This is a genomic window from Erythrobacter litoralis (assembly GCF_029760855.1).
In the GTDB taxonomy this organism is placed as follows: domain Bacteria; phylum Pseudomonadota; class Alphaproteobacteria; order Sphingomonadales; family Sphingomonadaceae; genus Qipengyuania; species Qipengyuania litoralis_A.
This window is the reverse complement of sequence record NZ_SOSI01000003.1, coordinates 502,195-520,584: the sequence shown is the minus strand read 5'-3', so window position 1 is coordinate 520,584 and position 18,390 is coordinate 502,195. Positions and strand designations below refer to the sequence as shown.

Below are 18,390 nucleotides of genomic sequence, written 5' to 3'. Positions count from 1 at the left end.
GATCCAGCCGTAGCCGGGAGACATTTCTTAAATCTGGCGGACGCGCGGCCTGTTCGCTTTGCCCAGCATCAGTTCGCTGAGCGCCCAGATGAGGGCGTCGGCGCGGTCGGGCGAGCGACCGGGGCCTTCATAACCGCAGCCCGTCATCATGCCGCACAGCTGGTCCTCCAGCCGTGCGAAGAGGGCGGTGTGGCGAACGCGGCCCGCTTCGTACAAGGCAGCGACCGGTTCGGCGCGGGCGGCCTTGCCGCGGCTTGCATGGACCAGCTTGACCGGCAGCGCGATGTCGGCGGCGCGCAGCACGCTTTCGACCATCTGGCCGCCCTGATTGGCTTCGGCGACCACTCGGTCCGCATTCCACGCCGCTGCCGCATCGGCGACCGCGCGGGCCCAGCGTTCGGGGCGGGGGCGGGCGATGGATGCGTCGGCAAGGACCTGCCCCATCCCGCTCGCGCCGAGACCGCAAACCACGATGCCGCACTCGTCGCCCCGATCGCTGGCCGGTGGATCGACGCCGATCACGATCCGCAGCGGCGGATCGCCCAGCGCCTCGTCGCGGCAGCTTTCGAGCAATGCGCGCGACCACAGGGCACCGTCCATATCTTCGAGCAAGACGCCGTCGAGTTCCTGCCGCCCGAGCGAGGTCCGCGCGAATTGCTGCTTCATGTCGCGCAGGAAGCGCGGCGGCAGGTTCTGCGCGTTCTCGTATGTCGCGCCGCGCGTGACGATCACGTCGCCGCCCGCTTCCTCGGCGCAGAGCCGCCTCATCAGCGCGACGACGCGCGGCGTTGTGGTCGCCAACGTCTGGGGTGTCTCGCCGAGCCGCATGCCCAAGGCGAGATTGTCCCACGCCCGGGTCGCACGCTCCGACGCATTGTCCCACTTCGCGATCTCGTCGCACCAGGCATAGTGGTGCTGCGGACCGCGCAGCGCCTCCGGCTCGGCGGCGGAATAGAGAAACGCCATCGCCCCGTTCGGCCAGACCAGTCGGCGGAGCGACGGCTCGAACAGCGGGGCATTGTGCGGCGGGCAGCAGGCGAGCAGTCCGCTTTCCCCCTCCACCATCACGCTGCGCGCTTCGGCAAGGCTGGCCCCGACCAGCGCGATCCGGGCGTCGGGCGTATGCCGAACCTTTTCGCGTACCCATTCTGCCCCGGCGCGTGTCTTGCCGAAGCCGCGACCGGCGCTGACGAGCCAGGTCCGCCACTCGCCCGGCGGCGCGATCTGGTTGGTCCGCGCCCAGAGATGCCAGTGGTAGCGAAACTCCTCGCGTTCCGACCGGCTGAGACGGGCGAGTTCGGCTAATCGCTTCTCTTCCTCGAGCTTCAGCAGCCAAGCGAGCAGCGCATTAAGATCCCGCATGTCGGTCCATGCGATAGACGCCGTCGTTCTCCAGTTCCTGTTCGGCCGCAAGCTGGCGCTGGCGCATCTTTTCGAGCTTCGCGTTGATCGAAGCGATAATGGCGTCCTCGTCTTCGTTGGCGCGCAAAGCCCTCTGCCGGCCAACCGCTTCGCGGTGGGCGGAAAGCAGGCGGAAGGCGATGGCGTTGTCGTATTTGCGGCGCGACTTGGTGGGGCCGCCGCCAGTCATCTCGCCGATGCGCAGGCGGCGCAGCAGGTCCATTTCCAGATTGTCGTATCCTTCGGCGAGAGCTTCCTGCCAGGCGCGGTAAAAGTCCGGTTCGCTGCGGCGCGCCTTGTAGACGGTGCTGCTGTCGACCTTCGCCTTGCGCGCGGCGAGCGAGACGTTCGAACTATGGGCGAGTTCGGCGAGAAACGCATCCTTCCATCCTTTCGGTGCGCGCGATTTCGGTTTGCGCTTGGTGGCCATTCGTCTCTCCCGACGTTTGGAGCTGGCGTAAAAAAGGGCGGCGAACCTTGATGAGGTCGGCCGCCCGGCTGGCGAATCACACTATCGCGATGTTCAATTTGTCTAACCAAAGAGCGTCACGATGTCAATAAGAAATAACCAAATAGGTTATTACGAGAGGCGATCCTCCTTGCTCTGGTTCGCCTTGCTGCTAATGGGCGCGCTTCACGGGGTGGAAGGGACGCCGATATGCTGCGCGGGCTTTACAATTGGACGATGGAAAAGGCGGCGCACCCCCATGCGGTGTGGTGGCTGGCCCTGTTCTCCTTCGTCGAGTCGAGCTTCTTCCCGATTCCGCCGCATCCCCTGCTCGGGCTGATGTGTCTCGCCGAACCCAAAAAGGCGCTGCGCTTCGCCTTCGTCTGCACTGCCGCTTCGGTGCTGGGCGGATTGTTCGGATACGCCATCGGCTGGGGACTGTACGATACGATCGGCGCCTGGCTGCTCGGCGCGCTGGGCCTGACGGAAAGCTTTCCGGTCGCCGCGTGCTATCTGCGCGAATACGATTTCGAGGCGATCCTGATCGCGGGCGCGACGCCTGTTCCGTTCAAGCTGCTGACCATTACGGCGGGCTTCATCGGCATGAACCTCGTCACCTTCATCCTCGCCAGCATCGCGGGGCGGGGCCTGATCTTCATGACGGTGGGCGTGCTGTTCCGCCTGTTCGGCGCGCCGATCAAGCGGGTGATCGACAAGTATCTCGGCACCGTGACGACCGTCTTCGTGCTGCTGGTGGTTGGTGGTATCCTCGCCATCACCCAGCTCGGCGGTGGAGACGAGAACGACCCGAACGACGTGTGCGCGGGCGAAACCACCGTACAGGCCAATCCCGCAGGCTGATCTCAACCGGATATTAGGGATGCCCGTGTAGCGATCCTTTCGTAGCGAAAGGAGAGCTCGGGTGAAACGCATGGCGGCAGCATTGGTACTGGCATCGGCCATGCCGGCGGCCCCTGCCGCGCATGCCGAGGGGACGACATCGGACGCGGACCTGCGGCTGACTTTTACCGAGATACGGCATGAGATGTTCGCCGACGAAGCAGCAGCGGACTGGGCGGTGCTCGTGGCGGAGGAGGATCCGGACGCCCCGCTACCAGGCCCGCCGCCGGAGCCTGGCGATGGTACGGACGCCCACGCCGTGTTGGCGGATTGGGTCGGCGGCTATGTCCGCATGGTGCGCCAAGCCTATGCCCATGCCGCTCTCGGCCACATCGAATATGCCCGTTACCTCGTCACGAATGCCCGCGATAATTTGGCGGTTTCCGAGGGGGGCGAAGGAAACGCTTCGAAAACCCTGACCGAACTGGTTCGGACCGATCTCGTCGACACCGTGGCTGCCCACATCGAGGCGCGGATCGCGTTCGAGGAAGACCGCGTCGAGGATGCGCGGCGACTCGCTTCTGCATCAAAACTGGACGGACCAACGGGTGCCGATCTGGCGGCAGCGGTGGGTTTGCCGCTACCTGCGAAAGCGGACGTTCTTCGTCCAGCCATGCAAGCGCCGATCATACTTGGGGCCGCCGAAGGTCGCATGCCGAGCGCACCGTTAGCGCTCGATTCATTGCCATTAGCCGGCTTCGCTTTCACGAACTTCTTGGCAACGCCTGGGTCGGACGTGGCAGTGCCGTCGTCCCCATACCGCGTAGCCGCTGCCGGAAACTTCGATACTTACGGCAAGGTGCCGCCCCCGAACATCCGGTGGATGATCGAAGACGGCACAGAGAGTTTCTCGGGCAGCGCATTCGCCACCCAATCCGGAACGCTCGCAACGTCGAATGCGAAAAGTTCCGTTACGCTATAGGTCGTAGCGTTCAGCTCTCGAAGGTCGTCTCAAGCGAGATGTCCGCGTTCAGCAGCTTGGAAATCGGGCAGTTCGCCTTCGCCTTGTTTGCCAGCTCCTCGAACTTCGCCTTGTCGATTCCGTCGACCTTTCCGGTCAGCGTCAGGTCGGATTTCGTGACGGTGAAGCCGTCGCCGTCCTTTTCCAGTGTGACCTTCGCATCGGTATCGAGCTGGCCATCCTCATAGCCTTCGCCCGCGAGCTGCATCGACAGCGCCATGGTGAAGCAGGCGGCGTGGGCAGCCGCGATCAGCTCTTCGGGATTGGTCCCGGGCGCATCCTCGAACCGGGTGTTGAAACCGTAGGGATGATCGAGCGCGCCGGATTGCGAGGAGACGTGCCCCTTGCCGCTTTTGCCGAGGCCTTCGTAACGGGCGTGGGCGGTGTTCGTGATTTTCATCAGGTGTCCTTCGTTTGCATGGAGGTATGCCGGAAAGACGGTTCAGCCGATGACGCGTTCCGTCAGATGCCGAATGCCTTTAGGACGGCGTCGAAGGCGTTTTCGAGCCCTGCGCGTACGCCGCCGCGCTTTCCGGCCATCGGCGCTTCCTCGATCACGAGCACGCCGCCCGCATCGGGCTCGGTATCGGCCACCCGGTCGCGGAACAGCGGTTCCTTGCCGAACAAATAGGGCTGGAACGTTTCGTTGCGGCGAATCGCGTAGGCGAGGCGCGCGGAAAAGCCGAGCAGCTGGTCCTGCCCGAACACCCGGCCCGCCCGCGCCGGTTCGACCCGCACTCCGCGCCCGCCTTTGACGATCATGGAAGCAGGGCCGTGAAAGACGAGGTACCGAAACTGGAAGGTGAGCCAGGCGTGCAGGCTGAACAACCGCCAGCGGCTTTCGATCTTGAGCGGCGCAGCAATCGGCTGCACCACCGCCGCCAGCGCACGCGGTTGCAGGACCAGCGCCGCCCCTTTCGCAAGATCTATCCTCGCGATTTCCGCGAACGGATCGGCACGGGCCGAAATGCCGAACATCGCGCCCCTGCCGCGCGCCGCGGTGAGGAAGGCCATCCCGCTGGCAAGACTGGTGAGGGGGTTGCGCCAGCTCAGAAGCCATTGCGTGCGCATGGTTGCGCCGCTTTGGCTGGACTGGAGATAGCCCTGCCGCACGAGCAATTCCTCGTTGTCGCCGAGTTCGATCTGCAGCGAGGGGCCGGATCGCTTACCCGTCGCGATGGTGGCGGGCAGGGTGCCGTCGCGGATGAGGCGGATCGGCGGGCGGCGTTCGGCACTCGGCGCGAGCACATAGTAGAACAGGGTTCGGATGGCGAAGGGCATCAGCAGGATTGCGAGCAGAGCGAGCGCGGCCCGCATCATCACATCGCGCACCGTGGTATCGGACAGGTCGGTCGTCGGATCGGGGAGGGCAGCAAGGGTGAAATCTTCGATCGCTTGCAATCGCGCGCGCGCTTCCCTGACACTCGATGCGGCGGCCAGCCCGCGGTCGCGGCGAACTTTGCGATCGCGTGCTTGCTCGCACAGCGTATCTTCCCGCTCCACCAGCGGTTCGCGTTCCCGCAGGAAAATCGTGCGAAGATTGCGCTCGATCGGCTCCTGCCGGTCGTACTGGGCCAGCGCTGCCCTCGCGCGGCTGCAAAGTCGCTGAGAGATCTCGACTGCCGCCGCGGTCGGAATACGTGCGTAGCCTTCTAGCTGGTTTCGCGCCCGATCCAGCGCCGCCTCGCGCGCCCTTCTCTCCCGCGCAACCTCGAGCGCGGCAATTTCGGTTTCCAAAGCGGCAAGCTGCAATTCGCGGCGTTTGCGTTCGAGGATGCGCGACGGCCTGATCCGGTCGAGCCAGCCTTCGCCCTCGGCGAGTTCGGCGGCCAAAGCCGCGCGCTCGGCCCGCGCCGCTTCCAGCCGGTCTGCGATAGTCTCCGCACTGGCGGACCGGATCGTATCGACGCGGTCCGCAAGCCGTGCCTGCGCCGCATCGCGGTCCGCGATCAGCCGGGTGCGAACCTCGGCAATGGACATCGCATCCTGCCGGAAGTCCTCGTTGGAGAGACGCGCCGAGATTGCCGGCCAGGCGAACAGGTAGAAGGCAATGGCCGCGCACAGCAGCAGATAGAGCAGGCCGGTACGCCCGAGCCATCCAAGCACGGCTTTCACGAAATGCGGCTCAGATGATCCCGACCTGTTTGCCCGCCTGCTCGAAGATCGTAAGGATCTGCTGCACCTCGTCCTCGCTATGCTCGGCGCAGAGCGAGCAGCGCAGCAGCGTCATGTTGGCAGGGGTTGCCGGAGGACGGGCGAGATTGACGTAAAGCCCGCCCTTGATCAGCGCTTCCCACATTGCCGCCCCCTGTTCGAGGTCGGGCATAATGACCGCGATGATCGCGCTTTGCGGTTCGTCGGTACCAAGGGTGAAACCGAGATCGCGCAGGCCCTTGTGCAGCGTTTTCGAATTGTCCCACAGATGCGCGCGCTTGTCCGCGGCATCCATCAGCTTGCGGATCGAGACGCAGGCGGTCGCCACCACGCTCGGCGGCAGGCTGGCCGTGAACACGTAGGGGCGGCACACCAGCCGCATGATCTCGAATTTCGGGTGGTTGGAAACGCAGAAGCCGCCGACCGTGCCGACGCTTTTCGAGAACGTTCCGATGATGAAGTCGACATCGTCGATCACACCGGCCTGTTCTACTACACCGCGCCCGTTCTCGCCGATGAAACCCATCGAATGCGCCTCGTCGACCAGGATCATCGCGCCGTATTGCTTCGCGATGGCGACCATTTCCTTCAGCGGCGCGACATCGCCGAGCATGGAATAGACGCCTTCGAGGATGACGAGCTTGCCGGCATCTTCCGGAATGCGCTTGAGGCGCTTTTCCATCGCCTCGATATCGTTGTGCTTGAACGGCACGATTTCCGCATCACCCAGCGCGCAGCCGTCCCAGATGCTGGCGTGGCTGTCGATATCGAGGAGGATATAGTCGCCCTTGCCGGCGATAGTGCTGATGATGCCCAGATTGGACTGGTAGCCGGTGGAGAAGACCATCGCGTGGTCCATGTCGTAGAAGTCGCGCAGCGCTTCCTCGACGTCCTTGTGCCCCTGATAGGTGCCGTTCAGGACCCGGCTGCCGGTCGTCCCGCTGCCGAAATCGGCCAGGGCCTGCTTGCCCGCTTCGACCACGTCTGGATCGAAGGTCATGCCCATGTAATTGTAGGTACCGAGCAGGATCGTCTCGCGCCCGTTGCAGATCGCCCGCGTCGGCGAGAGAACCTGCTCCATCACAAGGTTGAACGGGTCTTCGACGCCCTTCGACAGCAACCCCTCGCGCATCGCGATGATGTCGTCGAACTTGGAGAACAAGTCGCGCCCTTCGCCTTCCAGGGTCTGCGGCTGGTCCGCCTGGGCGATGCCTTCGCTCATGGCTTGGCCTGCAGCTTGTGCACCGAGTCGACCAGTTGGCCATAGGTCTCAATCTCGGCCTGCTGGTTCATCGAGATGATGATGTCGAACTCGTCCTCGATCGCGGCGACGAAATCCATCACCGTCAGGCTGTCGAATTCCAGATCGTTCTGGAACGTCGTATCGTCCGTGATTTCGATGCCCTTCTTGTTGAAGGGTTCGGCCAGCTCGCGAATGCGGGCATCGACTTGCGATCGGTCCATCGGTGTTCGTCCAGTTCTTCTTTTTGATGCGCCTATTGCGCTGTGGCAAAGCGTCTAGGGCATAGCGCTGTCAAGCGCGAGGGGGTTCGTTGGAAGGCGCCGCGTCAGTCGTTCAGTAAGGCGCGCACGGCGGCCATGAACGGGCCGATGGATACGGGCTTTGCCAGATAATCCCTCGCGCCCGCCTCGCGGATGCGCTCCTCGTCGCCCTTGCCGGCATAAGCGGTCACGGCAAGCACCGGCGTTTCCGCCAGATCGGCATCTTTCTTCAGTTTGGCGATCAGATCCACGCCGCTGATATTAGGCAGCTGGATATCCATGATGACGAGATGCGGAGCGAACTTCTTGGCGGTCGCCAGCACGTTCTTCCCGTCCGCCACCGGAACGACCTCGTATCCGTTCGCCTTCAATACGTCGCAGAACAGCTTACGGTTGAGGTCGTTGTCCTCGACAACGAGGATTCTCTTTGTCACGGGGCAAAGGCCTTCTCATATGGTGTGGAACATCGAGCCGCGTGCGGCATAGGGACAAGCGAAAGGGCTGACAATTCAGGGCGCAAAAACTTCGACACCGCAGGAAACCCGTTCGGCGCAGGTGCTGGCGCTGGAGGCGCTCGGCTGGGCGCTGACCGACGAACGGCGGGCGGAGCGGCTGCTGTCGCTGACCGGCCTGACGCCCGAACGGCTGCGGCACGGGATCGACGATACGGCAGTGCAGGCCGCCGTCCTCGAATTTCTCAGCAGCCATGAGCCCGACCTGATCGCCGGGGCGGAAGCGCTCGGCACCTCGCCCGAAGCGCTGATTGCTGCGCACCGGGAGTTGGCGCGATGAGCCGCCCCCTGATCGTTTGCGATTGCGACGAGGTGCTGCTGCACATGGTCGGTCCGTTCCGCGAATGGCTGGCCGAGAACGAAGGCGTTGATTTCACCGTCGGTAGCAACAATTTCGGCGAAGCGATGCGCTGGCAGGAGAGCGGCGAGCTGGTCGAGCAGGAGGATATCTGGCGGCTGCTGCGTGCCTTCTTCGATACCGAGATGCACCGACAGCGCGCGATCGAAGGCGCGCTCGAAGCGATCGAGCATCTACGCGATCACGCCGATGTGGTGATCCTCACCAACCTGATCGACGCGCATCGCGACAGCCGGGCCGAGCAGCTTCGCACCCATGGGCTGGACGTTCCGGTCTATACCAATCAGGGGCCGAAAGGTCCGGCGATCGCCGCCATCGTGGCGGAATACGAACCGTCGCGCACCTTCTTCATCGACGATCTGCCGCAGCATCATCGCTCCGCCAAGGAGACGGTGCCCGGCATCACCACGCTGCATCTGTGCGGCGAGCCGGAACTGGCCCCGCATATCGACTGCGCACTGGATGCCGGCGACGCCGATGCCCGGATCGACAATTGGGCGGAGGCCTTGCCGTGGCTGCTCGCGCGACTCGAAGAAAAGGAACCGCAAACCGCATGACTATCGAAAGCCGCCTTGCCGAACTCGGCATCGAACTGCCCGAGGTTTCCCCCGCACTCGCCAGCTACGTGCAGGTCATGGTGCATGACAACACGGCGTTCGTCTCGGGCCAATTACCGTTTTTGAATGGCGAGCTTGCCACCGGGCGGCTGGGCGCGGATGTCGATGTGGAGCGGGGCATCGAGATTGCGCGGGCCTGCGGGCTCATGATTCTCGCCCAATTACGCGCCGCCGGCCTGCTCGAACGGGTGAGCCAAGTGGTAAAGCTCGGCGGGTTCGTCGCCAGCACGCCCGAATTCGTCGAACAGCACAAGGTGGTGAACGGGGCGAGCGATCTCATGTCCGACGTGTTCGGCGAGAAGGGCCGCCACGCCCGCGCGGCGGTTGGCGTTCCGGCGCTGCCACTTGGCGCCGCGGTCGAGGTCGATGCGATCGTTGCTCTCTCGGATTGATCGCTATTTCGCGCCCGCGCCCGATCCGGTGCGGACGGACTGGCTCGGCCGCTGGACCTACGCCCATCGCGGGCTTCACGGCGGGGGCAGGGTCGAGAATTCGCGCGGCGCTTTCCGCGCGGCGATCGAGGCGGGCCTGGGCATCGAATGCGATATCCAGCGCAGTGCCGACGATGTGCCGATGGTGTTTCACGATTGGGACTTCGCCCGCCTGATCGGTCGACCCGACAAAGCCGCCGCCCTGACCGCTGTCGAATGGCGCAGGCTGAGCTATCTCGAAAGCGAAGAACCGCCGATCGCACTGAGCGATTTGCTGGAGACGGTCGCGGGTGCAGTGCCGCTGCTGATCGAGATCAAGTCACGCCGCGGATACGATGTCGAACGGTCGTGCGAAGCGGTGGCAGAAGCTTTGGCGGATTATGATGGGCTGCATGCGGTGATGAGCTTCGATCCGCGCGTCTCGCGCTGGTTCCGCAAACATTCACCCGCTACGGTGCAGGGCCTCGTTATGCGCGAGGACGAGGTCGGGTATACGCAGAAGGCATGGCAGCGCCGCGCCGCATTGTGGGCTGCGCAGCCCGAATTTCTCGCCTACCACGTTGAAGCTTTGCCGAACGCAATAGTCGCCGGCTTGCGCGACAATGGCCTGCCGGTCCTTAGCTGGACCGTGAATTCGCCGGAAGCTTTGCAAACCGCCCGCCTTCATGCCGATGCGCCGGTGGCGGAAGGGGCGGGGCTGCCATGAGCGACGGAGGGCTCGCCGCCCGCATCGCGGGATCGGTCGGCGCGTTCGACGCTGCCGACTGGAACGCGCTTTCGGGCACCGACAATCCTTTCATGCGGCACGAATTTCTCACCGCGATGGAGGATTCGGGCAGTGTCGGTGCCGGCACGGGCTGGCAACCTGCGCCTTTAATCGTGAGCGAGGAAGATGGGCCGCCGCTCGCCGCCATGCCGGCTTACCTGAAGAGCCACAGCCAAGGCGAATATGTGTTCGACCACAGCTGGGCCGATGCCTTCGAGCGGGCAGGCGGCGACTATTACCCCAAGCTGCTGATCGCCGCGCCGTTCACGCCTGCCACCGGCCCGCGCCTGCTCCTGTCGGACGAGACCTATGCCCGCCCGCTCATCGCGGCCGCCGAGCAACTGTGCTTGCAGAACGGCTTCTCGAGCGCCCATGCGACCTTCCTCGAGCCCGGCCAACAGGCAATCTTCGAGGACGCCGGCTGGATGCTGCGCAAGGACATCCAGTTCCATTGGCGCAATCGCGGGTTCGGCGATTTCGACGAGTTCCTCGGCACGCTCGCCTCGCGCAAACGCAAGGATTTGCGCAAGGAACGCAGCGCGGCGCAGGCCGAAGTCGAGATCGTAAGGCTGCGCGGAGACGATATCCGCGCCGAGCATTGGGACGCGTTCTGGGTGTTCTATCAGGACACCGGCGCGCGCAAATGGGGCCGTCCTTACCTTACCCGCGAAGCCTTCGATCTGCTGGGCGAGCGAATGGGCGATGCGATACTGCTGGTGCTCGCCTATCAGGACGGAGAGGCGGTGGCCGGCGCGCTCAACTTCATCGGGCCGGATACGCTATACGGCCGCTATTGGGGCTGCACGCGCGACATCCGCTTCTTGCATTTCGAGCTGTGCTATTACCAGGCGATCGATGCCGCCATCGAACTCGGGCTCGACCGGGTGGAGGCAGGCGCACAGGGCGGACACAAGCTCGCCCGCGGTTATGAACCGGTCGAAACCGTTTCGGCCCACTGGATCGCCGATCCCGGTTTCCGCAGCGCAATCGAGGATTTCCTCGAACGCGAGCGGGCAGGTGTCGCAAGCGACAGGAACTACCTTTCGACGCGAACGCCCTTCCGCAAGGGCTGAGCGGTCAGGCGACCTTGCGCGCGTCCTTCTGCAACCACTGACGCGCCTGGCGCTGCGCCTCGGCGATTTCGCGTGCGGTCATCTCGTCGGCGACATCTGCGCGGCAATAGGCGGCTTCTTCGTGACCCATCGAAGCGGCGATGTTGAACCATTTGTGCGCTTCCACGAGATCGCAGGCACAGCCGCGGCTCCCCGTCGAAAAGGCAACGCCCAATCCATAGAGCGATTCTTCGCAGCCGCGGTCATATGCGGCGATACTTTGGCTGACGAACGCTTCGGCCGCGCCCGACTGTTCGATACGGCCAGCGCCGCCCGTGATAGATTTCAGTTCCATTCTTCGTCCCCTGCTAACCCTCAAAGGCAGCGTTTTCCCGTTGCTGCGGCTTCATTTTCGGGGGGCGGCCATAAAAAATGGTTAATGCCGCGATGAATATGATTCTTGGTGAGAAGTGAAGGCATGCTTCACCATAGATCGGGCGGCCCTTGCAGCTTGCCCATGAGCGCTGCGATGCCTATAGGGCGCGCCGAACGGAGGGTCGTCCAGGTGCCGGAAAGCTTCGGATCAGGATCAGCGCTAATCCTTCCGTTCGTGGAGGGAAGGTAGCGACGTGGATCAGACGGCATCGAATGTCAGCGAGAAGCTCGAACAGGCGAAGGCCAGCGTCGATCCCGGTTACGTCCCATCCGATGACGAAGAGTATATGAGCGAACGCCAGCTCGATTTCTTCCGGATGCTGCTGCTCGACTGGAAAAAATCGATCCACAATGCGGCTGGCCAGACCATCCAGTCCCTGAAGGATGGTCCGATGCGCGAGCCCGATCTCAACGATCGCGCGTCGTCCGAAACCGATTGGGGCATCGAACTGCGTACTCGGGACCGGCAGCGCAAACTCATTTCGAAAATCGATGCCGCACTGCGACGGATCGACGAGGGCGAATATGGATATTGCGACAAGACCGGCGATCCGATCGGGCTAAAACGCCTGATCGCGCGCCCGGTTGCGACCATGACGCTGGAAGCGCAGGAAGCCCACGAGCGGCGCGAACGGATATCGCGGGACGACTGAATTCCTAAGAGAAATTACCCGTTTTCTAACTTTCTGTTTAGCATTCACTCCTACTGCCCAATCGGGTCGCGAATGCGGGTTCGGGTTGGAAATGCAGGATAAGATGATGTCGGCAATCGATACGCGCGGGGTTTCCCGCGATAGCCTTTTCCTGATGGCGGATATCTCGGTCGAGAGCCGCGATGTCGAAAGAATCAAGGTTCGTAACCTGTCGGATTCGGGGATGATGGGCGAAGGAACTATCAAAGTCAGTTCGGGGAACCGCGTTACCGTCGACCTGCGCAATATCGGCGAGGTCACCGGTAAGGTCGCATGGACGCAAGGCAATCGGTTCGGCATCGCGTTCGACAGGATCATCGATCCAAAATTGGCGCGAACGATATTGGAGACCGGGGAGACGAAAGCTCCGCGCTACGCCCAGCCGGCGCTCGATTGCGAACCCGATCCGATCGATCCCCGCAATCTGCGCAAGCTCTGAACGCCCGAACGCTTGCGCGCCGGCGGTCGGATGCTACGCCGCTTTCCATGCGGCGAATTTCCGGCCTTGCGATAGCCTTTCTGATTTCCATGCTGGCGACGGGCTGTGGTGGGCCGGTCGGCGATGGATCGGTCGACGTCGCTTTCATCGGGGACGATGAAGACCTGCTGCAACAGGGCGTTCGGATCGGCCCGGGCGCGCAGATCGTCCGCGCATCGCGCTGGCAGGGCCTCGTCCGGCTCGATCCGGCTGGGCAAATCGTCTCCGGACTAGCGGAACGCTGGATCGTTACCGACGACGGGTTGAGCTACATCTTCCGGTTGCGCGATCTGAAGGAAGGCGACGGAACCCCGCTCACTGCCGAAGAGATCACGCGCGATCTGCAACGCGCGATGGGCGCGCTGAAGGGCAGCAGCTTCGGCCTCGATCTTGCCAAGGTGGAGGATATTCGTGCGCTGACCGGTCGGGTCGTGGAAATACGGCTCGACAGTCCGATGCCCGGGCTCTTGCAATTGCTGGCCCAACCGGAACTCGTTATCGCGCCGGAAGGCGGCGAGGCGGAACTGATGACCTTGGTTGAAAGCGACGGGCTTAACCTGTTCGCACCCCTTCCCCCCGAGGCGCGCGGCCTACCGCAACAGGGCGACTGGGCCGATATCGTGCGGCCGGTTTCCCTGCGGCAAGTCTCCATACAGGACGCAATAGACGGCTTCGCCAACGACCGGTTCGACGTCATCCTGGGCGGACGAATTCAGGACCTTCCGCTGGCCTCGGGCGGCCCGCTTTCGCGCGGGACCGTGCGGCTGGATCCCGCCATCGGCCTGTTCGGGCTCGATATCGCGAGGCCGCAGGAATTCCTCGAAACCGCGGCAAATCGCGAAGCGCTTGCCCTCGCGCTCGAACGGCCCGCTCTGGTCGCATCGCTGGGCGTCGGAGGGTGGCAGGCCAGCGCGCGGATCGTGCCGAACGATCTACCGGACGCCCAAACGCCGGCGAGCGAACGTTGGCCGGGGCTCAATCTCGAACAGAGGCGGGCGGAAGCCACGCGCCGGGTGAATGGATGGAAGGCGCAAAACGCGCCGGACCTGCGCCTGTCCCTGTGGCTTCCCGAAGGACCGGGTTCGGCCATACTTTTCCGGGAACTACGCTCGCAATACGCGCAGATCGGCATCGCGCTGGATCGGGCCGAAGCGAGGGACGGTGCAGACTTGGCTTTGCGAGATCGGGTTGCGCGTTTTGCCGGCGCGCGATGGTTCCTGAACCAGTTCAATTGCGACATCGCCCCCGCCCAGTGTTCGCCGGAGGCCGACGAACTGGTTGCCGCTGCCCTATCGGTTAACGACGCCGCCGTGCAGGGGCAATATTATGGCGAGGCGGAAAATACCCTTACCGCGCTCAACCTCTACATACCCATCGGCGCGCCGATCCGATGGTCGCAGGTGCGGGCCGACGTTCCCGGTTTTGCGGAGAACCAGTGGGCCTTCCATCCCTTGTTCCCGATGTCGGGCGCGCCCATCTGACTTTGATGACCGACGACCGCCTTACCCCGATTACCCCGCCTTCGCCGCATGACGAGCAGCAATTCGGCACGACCGATCGCATGCGGTTCGACCTCCCGATGGGCAGCGATCCGCATTCGGTTCGGCGGCGCGTAGAGGCGATGGAGCACCTGCTCGAGCGCAGCGCGACCATTCCGGGCACGAATTACCGCATCGGGCTCGACCAGATCGTCGGGCTGGTGCCGGTGGTGGGCGATTTGATCGCCGCCGCCATGGGCAGCTATATCGTGTGGGAGGCGCGCAATCTCGGCCTGCCGAAATGGAAGCTGTGGCAGATGATGGGGCGGATTGGGTTCGATACGGCGGTCGGCGCGGTCCCGTTCATCGGCGACGCGTTCGATGTGATCTACCGCTCGAACACCAAGAACCTGAAGACGATCAAGCGCCACCTCGACAAGCATCATCCCGAAACCCGCACGATCGAGCAATAGTTTCCCGCCGCGTCCCGCTGCGCTAGGGCAGGGGCATGACGCAAGGCGTAACCTACTCCTCCTATCTCGATCTCGACCGCATTCTCGCCGCCCAGCACCCGGTTTCGGGCGCGCATGACGAGATGCTGTTTATCGTCGTCCATCAGGCGAGCGAGCTGTGGCTCAAGCTGTGCCTGCACGAACTGTTTGCAGCGCGGGATCGGATTATCGTCGACGATTTGCGCCCAGCCTTCAAGATGCTGGCGCGGGTCGCGCGAGCACAGGGGCAGCTGATCCAGAGCTGGGACGTACTGAGCACGATGACGCCGCACGATTATTCCACCGTGCGTCCACATCTCGGCGGATCGAGCGGCTTCCAAAGCGCGCAGTACCGGATGATGGAATTCCTGCTCGGCGGCCGCAATCCCGATATGGTGACCATGCATGAGGCAACCCCCGAGGTTGCGCGGGAGCTACGTGATGAATTGGGCCGCAAGAGCATCTATGCCGAGGTCGTCGCCCTGCTGGACCGGCGCGGTTTCGAAATTCCGGGCGATGTTCTGGCGCGCGATCATACAGAAACGTGGGAACGATCCGAAGCGGTCGAGGCAGCGTGGGCCGATATCTACCGCGAGCCGCAACGGTATTGGGATCTCTACGAGCTCGCCGAAAAGCTGGTCGATCTCGAATATCATTTCCAGCGCTGGCGCTTCGGGCATCTTAAAACGGTCGAGCGGATCATCGGCTTCAAGCGCGGCACGGGGGGAACGCCCGGCGTGCCCTATCTCGGCAAGGTGCTGGAACAGGCCTTTTTCCCCGAGCTTTTGAGCGTGAGGACCGCGATATGAGCAGCTGGCGCAGCCCCCGCCGCATCTGGGACATCTCCCAGACTTTGCGCCCCGGCCTCCCGGTGTGGCCCGGCGACACGGAATTTGCGTTCGAGCGGACATGGAAGATGGAAGACGGCTCACCCGTCAATGTCGGGCGCATGACGATGAGCACGCATTCCGGCACCCATGCCGATGCGCCGCTGCACTATGCGACGGACGGGCTGGACGCGGCGGCGTTGGAACTCGACCCCTATATCGGTGCCTGTCTGGTGGTCGATGCACGCGGCGTATCGGGCGAAGTGGACGTGGCGGACCTGCCGCATATCGAAAGCGCCGATCGCGTGCTGTTCCGCACATGGGATGCCTTCCCGTACGAAGAATGGCGCAGCGACTGGTTGCCGATCGCGCCCGAGGCGATCGAGTGGCTGGCGATGCAAGGTGTCAAGCTGATCGGCACCGACGCCCCGTCGCTCGATCCGCAGGAGTCGAAAGAGATGGCGGCCCATAATGCGGTGCTGAAGCACGATATGCGTATTCTGGAAGGGCTGGTGCTCGATGACGTACCCGAGGGGCGGTACGAACTGATTGCCTTGCCATTGAAAGTCGGCGGCGGCGATGCTGGCCTGTGCCGCGCGATCCTGCGGGAACTGGCCGATGCTTGAGCGCGCACGGGAACTCGACGCAAACGATCCGCTTGCCGCCTATCGCGACCGTTTCGAAGTACCGGACGGTGTCATCTATCTCGACGGCAATTCGCTCGGCTGCCTGCCCAAGGCGACGCCGCAACGGCTGCAGCAAGTCATTCGCGGCGAATGGGGCGAGGGTCTCATCCGAAGCTGGAATGACGCGGACTGGATCGGCCTGCCCCAGCGCATCGGCGGCAAGATCGCACCCCTCATCGGGGCCGCGCCGCACGAGGTGATCGCGGCTGACAGCGTTTCGGTAAACCTGTTCAAGCTGATCTCCGCCGCGCTCGCCATGAAACCCGGCCGGAAAGGCGTGCTGAGCGAGCCGGGCAACTTTCCGACCGATCTCTACATGATCGAGGGTCTGGAGAAGCAGGGTCTTGCCGAGCAACGGCTGGCGGATCGCGCTTCGATGGAAGCTGCGCTCGATAAGGATGTCGCGCTGCTCCTGCTCACCCATGCGCATTACAAAACGGGCGAGGTGTTCGACATGGCTGCCCTGACCCGCGCTGCGCACGAGGCGGGAGCGCTAGTGCTGTGGGACCTGTCGCATTCCGGCGGCGCCCTGCCGGTCGATCTCAACGCCTGTGACGCCGATTTTGCTGTCGGCTGCGGCTACAAGTATTTGAACGGCGGCCCCGGCGCCCCGGCCTACGCCTTCGTTGCCGAGCGTCACCACGATGCCGTGCAGCAACCGCTTAGTGGCTGGATGGGCCATGCCCGCCCGTTCGAATTTACCGACGATTATGCCCCGGCCCCGGGCGTCGACCGCCTCCTGTGTGGCACGGCGCCCATCCTTGCGATGGCGGCACTGGAAGTCGGCGTGGATCTGATCGCCGAGATCGGAGTCGAGCGACTTTATGCCAAATCGCAGGCGCTCTCCGAATTCCTCCGCGAATGCTTGGACGATCGCGGCGTAGATCTCGATCTCGTCAGCCCGAGCGATCCGGCCTCGCGCGGCAGCCAGCTCTCCTATCGCCATCCCGAAGCCTATGCGCTGAGCCAGGCGCTGATTGCGCGCGGTGTCATCGGAGACTTTCGCGACCCCGACATTTTGCGCCTCGGCTTCGCCCCCGCCTACTTGCGGTTCGAGGACATGGCGGAAGCTGCACGGCATTTGGCAGAGGTGCTGGAAACCGGCGAGTGGCAGCGCGACGAGTTCCGGAAGAGGTCCGCCGTAACCTAGCTAACTACCACCCCCCCTTGCGTTTTGGGTTTGACGCATTACCTTAATTTCGCCACAATTGGCAGTCTGTCGATACTGACAGCAGAATAGGGGTATCCCATGAAGTTCAACAAAGTAGCACTCGTCGCCTCCGCATTCGCCTTCGCAGCCCTCGGCGGCTGCGCCGAGAGCGAGCAGGAAGCGCAGGAAGATCTGGCCGAACAGCAGTTCGAATCGCAGGAAGATCTGCTTGAAGAGCAGGCCGATCTGGCCGAAGCCCAAGGCAACGAAGCCGCCGAAGAATCGCTCGACGCGCAGGCCGATGCCATGGGCGAAATGGGCGACCAAGCCGAAGACGTCGTGGACGCGAACGAAATGTAATTCGTTTAGTCTGTCGATCCGGCAGACGAGGTTTGGGGCGGCACCGCTTTTGGACGGTGCCGCCTTTTTCGTGCGCCGCCTACTCCTCCAGCTCGATGTCCCAATAGAGCCAGTCCCGCCATGTCTCGTGCAGGTAGTTTGGCGGGAACATCCGGCCCTGTTGCTGCAGTTGCCAGTGCGTCGGGCGGATCGGCTGGGCGTAAAGCTGCATGCCCGCCTGTTTCGGCGTGCGCCCGCCCTTCTTCATGTTGCACGGGGCGCAAGCGGTGGCGATGTTTTCCCATGTCGTCTTCCCGCCCAAACGGCGCGGCACGACGTGATCGAAGGTCAGGGTCTGCATCGAGCCGCAGAACTGGCAGGAAAAGCGGTCGCGCAGGAACACGTTGAAGCGTGTGAAGGCTGGGAATTCGGACGGCTTCACATATTGTTTCAGCGCGATCACACTGGGAATCTTCATGTCGAGGTTCGGCGAATGGACCTCGCGATCGTAGGTCTCGATCACGTCCACCCGATCAAGGAAGATCGCCTTGATCGCGGTCTGCCACGGCCAAAGGCTCAGCGGGTAATAGGATAGCGGGGTGTAATCCGCATTCAGCACGAGGCTGGGGCATGACTGAAGATTGCACGAAGCATCCTCGTCGGCGCTGCGGAACCTTGCGGCCCGCTCGATAAGATCGGCCCTAAACATCT

24 protein-coding genes are annotated in these 18,390 nt (G+C 63.4%); 15 read left to right on the top strand and 9 right to left on the bottom strand.

The genetic code is table 11. The features are described 5' to 3' along the window. Positions 1-27: 27 nt before the first annotated feature. Together E3U23_RS08290 and E3U23_RS08285 are read right to left on the bottom strand one after the other, a co-directional pair. A complete protein-coding gene (locus E3U23_RS08290; protein WP_279350764.1) occupies positions 28-1,362 on the bottom strand; it encodes a DNA-packaging protein in 1,335 nt (444 codons plus the stop codon). After that, positions 1,349-1,831 carry a hypothetical protein gene (locus tag E3U23_RS08285; protein WP_279350763.1) on the bottom strand — a complete coding sequence of 161 codons (483 nt, stop codon included), beginning with the start codon at positions 1,829-1,831 and terminating at the stop codon, positions 1,349-1,351. Before E3U23_RS08285 ends, E3U23_RS08290 begins: the two co-directional genes overlap by 14 nt. Before the next feature lie 228 nt (positions 1,832-2,059). Between E3U23_RS08285 and E3U23_RS08280 the strand changes: the two genes are divergently transcribed. Together E3U23_RS08280 and E3U23_RS08275 are read left to right on the top strand one after the other, a co-directional pair. Continuing rightward, complete coding sequence (locus E3U23_RS08280; protein ID WP_279350762.1) at positions 2,060-2,710, top strand: YqaA family protein; 651 nt, start codon at positions 2,060-2,062, stop codon at positions 2,708-2,710. A gap of 61 nt (positions 2,711-2,771) precedes the next feature. Beyond that, on the top strand, positions 2,772-3,671 hold the full coding sequence (locus tag E3U23_RS08275; protein WP_279350761.1) for a hypothetical protein: 900 nt from the start codon (positions 2,772-2,774) through the stop codon (positions 3,669-3,671). Between the two features lie 10 nt (positions 3,672-3,681). On the opposite strand, the gene E3U23_RS08270 is transcribed toward E3U23_RS08275, so the two are convergent. From E3U23_RS08270 to E3U23_RS08250, 5 genes are all read right to left on the bottom strand, one after another. Further along, the gene (locus tag E3U23_RS08270; protein ID WP_279350760.1) at positions 3,682-4,110 is read right to left on the bottom strand and encodes an OsmC family protein; all 429 of its coding nucleotides are present in this window, start codon (positions 4,108-4,110) and stop codon (positions 3,682-3,684) included. Positions 4,111-4,172: 62 nt separating this feature from the next. Continuing rightward, positions 4,173-5,825 carry an AIM24 family protein gene (locus E3U23_RS08265; protein ID WP_279350759.1) on the bottom strand — a complete coding sequence of 551 codons (1,653 nt, stop codon included), beginning with the start codon at positions 5,823-5,825 and terminating at the stop codon, positions 4,173-4,175. Positions 5,826-5,835: 10 nt separating this feature from the next. Further along, positions 5,836-7,086: a serine palmitoyltransferase gene (gene spt / locus E3U23_RS08260; protein WP_279350758.1), complete on the bottom strand. Its 1,251-nt coding sequence runs from the start codon at positions 7,084-7,086 to the stop codon at positions 5,836-5,838. Beyond that, positions 7,083-7,328, bottom strand: coding sequence for an acyl carrier protein (locus E3U23_RS08255; RefSeq protein WP_279350757.1), 246 nt, complete (start codon positions 7,326-7,328; stop codon positions 7,083-7,085). The genes spt and E3U23_RS08255 overlap by 4 nt, the downstream gene beginning before the upstream one ends. A gap of 104 nt (positions 7,329-7,432) precedes the next feature. Beyond that, positions 7,433-7,801 (bottom strand): response regulator, encoded by a 369-nt coding sequence (locus E3U23_RS08250; protein ID WP_279350756.1) that lies wholly within the window; start codon positions 7,799-7,801, stop codon positions 7,433-7,435. A 121-nt stretch (positions 7,802-7,922) separates the two neighbouring features. Here E3U23_RS08250 and E3U23_RS08245 point away from each other — a divergent pair, with 121 nt between their 5' ends. Genes E3U23_RS08245 through E3U23_RS08225 form a run of 5 tightly spaced genes read left to right on the top strand, consistent with a single transcriptional unit; the run spans position 7,923 to position 11,124 of the window. Continuing rightward, positions 7,923-8,159 (top strand): DUF3572 family protein, encoded by a 237-nt coding sequence (locus E3U23_RS08245; protein WP_279350755.1) that lies wholly within the window; start codon positions 7,923-7,925, stop codon positions 8,157-8,159. Then, the gene (locus E3U23_RS08240; RefSeq protein WP_279350754.1) at positions 8,156-8,794 is read left to right on the top strand and encodes an HAD family hydrolase; all 639 of its coding nucleotides are present in this window, start codon (positions 8,156-8,158) and stop codon (positions 8,792-8,794) included. The genes E3U23_RS08245 and E3U23_RS08240 overlap by 4 nt, the downstream gene beginning before the upstream one ends. Beyond that, positions 8,791-9,246 (top strand): RidA family protein, encoded by a 456-nt coding sequence (locus E3U23_RS08235; protein ID WP_279350753.1) that lies wholly within the window; start codon positions 8,791-8,793, stop codon positions 9,244-9,246. Before E3U23_RS08240 ends, E3U23_RS08235 begins: the two co-directional genes overlap by 4 nt. Next, positions 9,230-9,991 (top strand): glycerophosphodiester phosphodiesterase family protein, encoded by a 762-nt coding sequence (locus E3U23_RS08230; RefSeq protein WP_279350752.1) that lies wholly within the window; start codon positions 9,230-9,232, stop codon positions 9,989-9,991. Before E3U23_RS08235 ends, E3U23_RS08230 begins: the two co-directional genes overlap by 17 nt. Beyond that, positions 9,988-11,124, top strand: coding sequence for a GNAT family N-acetyltransferase (locus tag E3U23_RS08225; RefSeq protein ID WP_279350751.1), 1,137 nt, complete (start codon positions 9,988-9,990; stop codon positions 11,122-11,124). The genes E3U23_RS08230 and E3U23_RS08225 overlap by 4 nt, the downstream gene beginning before the upstream one ends. A 4-nt stretch (positions 11,125-11,128) precedes the next feature. Here E3U23_RS08225 and E3U23_RS08220 read toward each other — a convergent pair whose 3' ends face one another. Continuing rightward, the gene (locus E3U23_RS08220; protein ID WP_279350750.1) at positions 11,129-11,458 is read right to left on the bottom strand and encodes a hypothetical protein; all 330 of its coding nucleotides are present in this window, start codon (positions 11,456-11,458) and stop codon (positions 11,129-11,131) included. 274 nt (positions 11,459-11,732) lie between these two features. Between E3U23_RS08220 and dksA the strand changes: the two genes are divergently transcribed. From dksA to E3U23_RS08180, 8 genes are all read left to right on the top strand, one after another. Beyond that, complete coding sequence (gene dksA / locus E3U23_RS08215) at positions 11,733-12,191, top strand: RNA polymerase-binding protein DksA (RefSeq protein ID WP_279350749.1); 459 nt, start codon at positions 11,733-11,735, stop codon at positions 12,189-12,191. Positions 12,192-12,294: 103 nt separating this feature from the next. Further along, positions 12,295-12,669 carry a PilZ domain-containing protein gene (locus tag E3U23_RS08210; protein WP_347710014.1) on the top strand — a complete coding sequence of 125 codons (375 nt, stop codon included), beginning with the start codon at positions 12,295-12,297 and terminating at the stop codon, positions 12,667-12,669. A 47-nt stretch (positions 12,670-12,716) separates the two neighbouring features. Then, positions 12,717-14,189, top strand: coding sequence for an ABC transporter substrate-binding protein (locus E3U23_RS08205; protein WP_279350748.1), 1,473 nt, complete (start codon positions 12,717-12,719; stop codon positions 14,187-14,189). An 80-nt stretch (positions 14,190-14,269) separates the two neighbouring features. Continuing rightward, positions 14,270-14,659, top strand: a complete 390-nt coding sequence (locus E3U23_RS08200) for a DUF4112 domain-containing protein (RefSeq protein ID WP_279350794.1) — start codon at positions 14,270-14,272, stop codon at positions 14,657-14,659. A 35-nt stretch (positions 14,660-14,694) separates the two neighbouring features. After that, positions 14,695-15,486: a tryptophan 2,3-dioxygenase gene (locus E3U23_RS08195; protein ID WP_279350747.1), complete on the top strand. Its 792-nt coding sequence runs from the start codon at positions 14,695-14,697 to the stop codon at positions 15,484-15,486. Continuing rightward, positions 15,483-16,130 carry an arylformamidase gene (kynB, locus tag E3U23_RS08190; RefSeq protein ID WP_279350746.1) on the top strand — a complete coding sequence of 216 codons (648 nt, stop codon included), beginning with the start codon at positions 15,483-15,485 and terminating at the stop codon, positions 16,128-16,130. Before E3U23_RS08195 ends, kynB begins: the two co-directional genes overlap by 4 nt. Further along, entirely contained in the window at positions 16,123-17,340 is a 1,218-nt protein-coding gene (gene kynU, locus E3U23_RS08185; protein ID WP_279350745.1) for a kynureninase, read from the top strand. The genes kynB and kynU overlap by 8 nt, the downstream gene beginning before the upstream one ends. Before the next feature lie 99 nt (positions 17,341-17,439). Next, positions 17,440-17,700: a hypothetical protein gene (locus tag E3U23_RS08180; protein WP_279350744.1), complete on the top strand. Its 261-nt coding sequence runs from the start codon at positions 17,440-17,442 to the stop codon at positions 17,698-17,700. A gap of 79 nt (positions 17,701-17,779) precedes the next feature. Here E3U23_RS08180 and E3U23_RS08175 read toward each other — a convergent pair whose 3' ends face one another. After that, positions 17,780-18,388: an HNH endonuclease gene (locus E3U23_RS08175; protein WP_279350743.1), complete on the bottom strand. Its 609-nt coding sequence runs from the start codon at positions 18,386-18,388 to the stop codon at positions 17,780-17,782. Between the last annotated feature and the right edge of the window lie 2 nt (positions 18,389-18,390).

What these genes read in the sequence shown, in the direction of transcription:
- E3U23_RS08285 (WP_279350763.1), bottom strand. Translation starts at nt 1,831, where the DNA reads ATGGCCACCAAGCGCAAACCGAAATCGCGCGCACCGAAAGGATGGAAG.
- kynU (WP_279350745.1), top strand. Translation starts at nt 16,123, where the DNA reads ATGCTTGAGCGCGCACGGGAACTCGACGCAAACGATCCGCTTGCCGCC.
- kynB (WP_279350746.1), top strand. Translation starts at nt 15,483, where the DNA reads ATGAGCAGCTGGCGCAGCCCCCGCCGCATCTGGGACATCTCCCAGACT.
- E3U23_RS08225 (WP_279350751.1), top strand. Translation starts at nt 9,988, where the DNA reads ATGAGCGACGGAGGGCTCGCCGCCCGCATCGCGGGATCGGTCGGCGCG.
- E3U23_RS08205 (WP_279350748.1), top strand. Translation starts at nt 12,717, where the DNA reads ATGCGGCGAATTTCCGGCCTTGCGATAGCCTTTCTGATTTCCATGCTG.
- E3U23_RS08280 (WP_279350762.1), top strand. Translation starts at nt 2,060, where the DNA reads ATGCTGCGCGGGCTTTACAATTGGACGATGGAAAAGGCGGCGCACCCC.
- E3U23_RS08180 (WP_279350744.1), top strand. Translation starts at nt 17,440, where the DNA reads ATGAAGTTCAACAAAGTAGCACTCGTCGCCTCCGCATTCGCCTTCGCA.
- E3U23_RS08210 (WP_347710014.1), top strand. Translation starts at nt 12,295, where the DNA reads ATGATGTCGGCAATCGATACGCGCGGGGTTTCCCGCGATAGCCTTTTC.
- E3U23_RS08235 (WP_279350753.1), top strand. Translation starts at nt 8,791, where the DNA reads ATGACTATCGAAAGCCGCCTTGCCGAACTCGGCATCGAACTGCCCGAG.
- E3U23_RS08290 (WP_279350764.1), bottom strand. Translation starts at nt 1,362, where the DNA reads ATGCGGGATCTTAATGCGCTGCTCGCTTGGCTGCTGAAGCTCGAGGAA.
- E3U23_RS08195 (WP_279350747.1), top strand. Translation starts at nt 14,695, where the DNA reads ATGACGCAAGGCGTAACCTACTCCTCCTATCTCGATCTCGACCGCATT.
- E3U23_RS08255 (WP_279350757.1), bottom strand. Translation starts at nt 7,328, where the DNA reads ATGGACCGATCGCAAGTCGATGCCCGCATTCGCGAGCTGGCCGAACCC.
- E3U23_RS08200 (WP_279350794.1), top strand. Translation starts at nt 14,270, where the DNA reads ATGCGGTTCGACCTCCCGATGGGCAGCGATCCGCATTCGGTTCGGCGG.
- E3U23_RS08240 (WP_279350754.1), top strand. Translation starts at nt 8,156, where the DNA reads ATGAGCCGCCCCCTGATCGTTTGCGATTGCGACGAGGTGCTGCTGCAC.
- E3U23_RS08220 (WP_279350750.1), bottom strand. Translation starts at nt 11,458, where the DNA reads ATGGAACTGAAATCTATCACGGGCGGCGCTGGCCGTATCGAACAGTCG.
- E3U23_RS08175 (WP_279350743.1), bottom strand. Translation starts at nt 18,388, where the DNA reads ATGTTTAGGGCCGATCTTATCGAGCGGGCCGCAAGGTTCCGCAGCGCC.
- E3U23_RS08270 (WP_279350760.1), bottom strand. Translation starts at nt 4,110, where the DNA reads ATGAAAATCACGAACACCGCCCACGCCCGTTACGAAGGCCTCGGCAAA.
- spt (WP_279350758.1), bottom strand. Translation starts at nt 7,086, where the DNA reads ATGAGCGAAGGCATCGCCCAGGCGGACCAGCCGCAGACCCTGGAAGGC.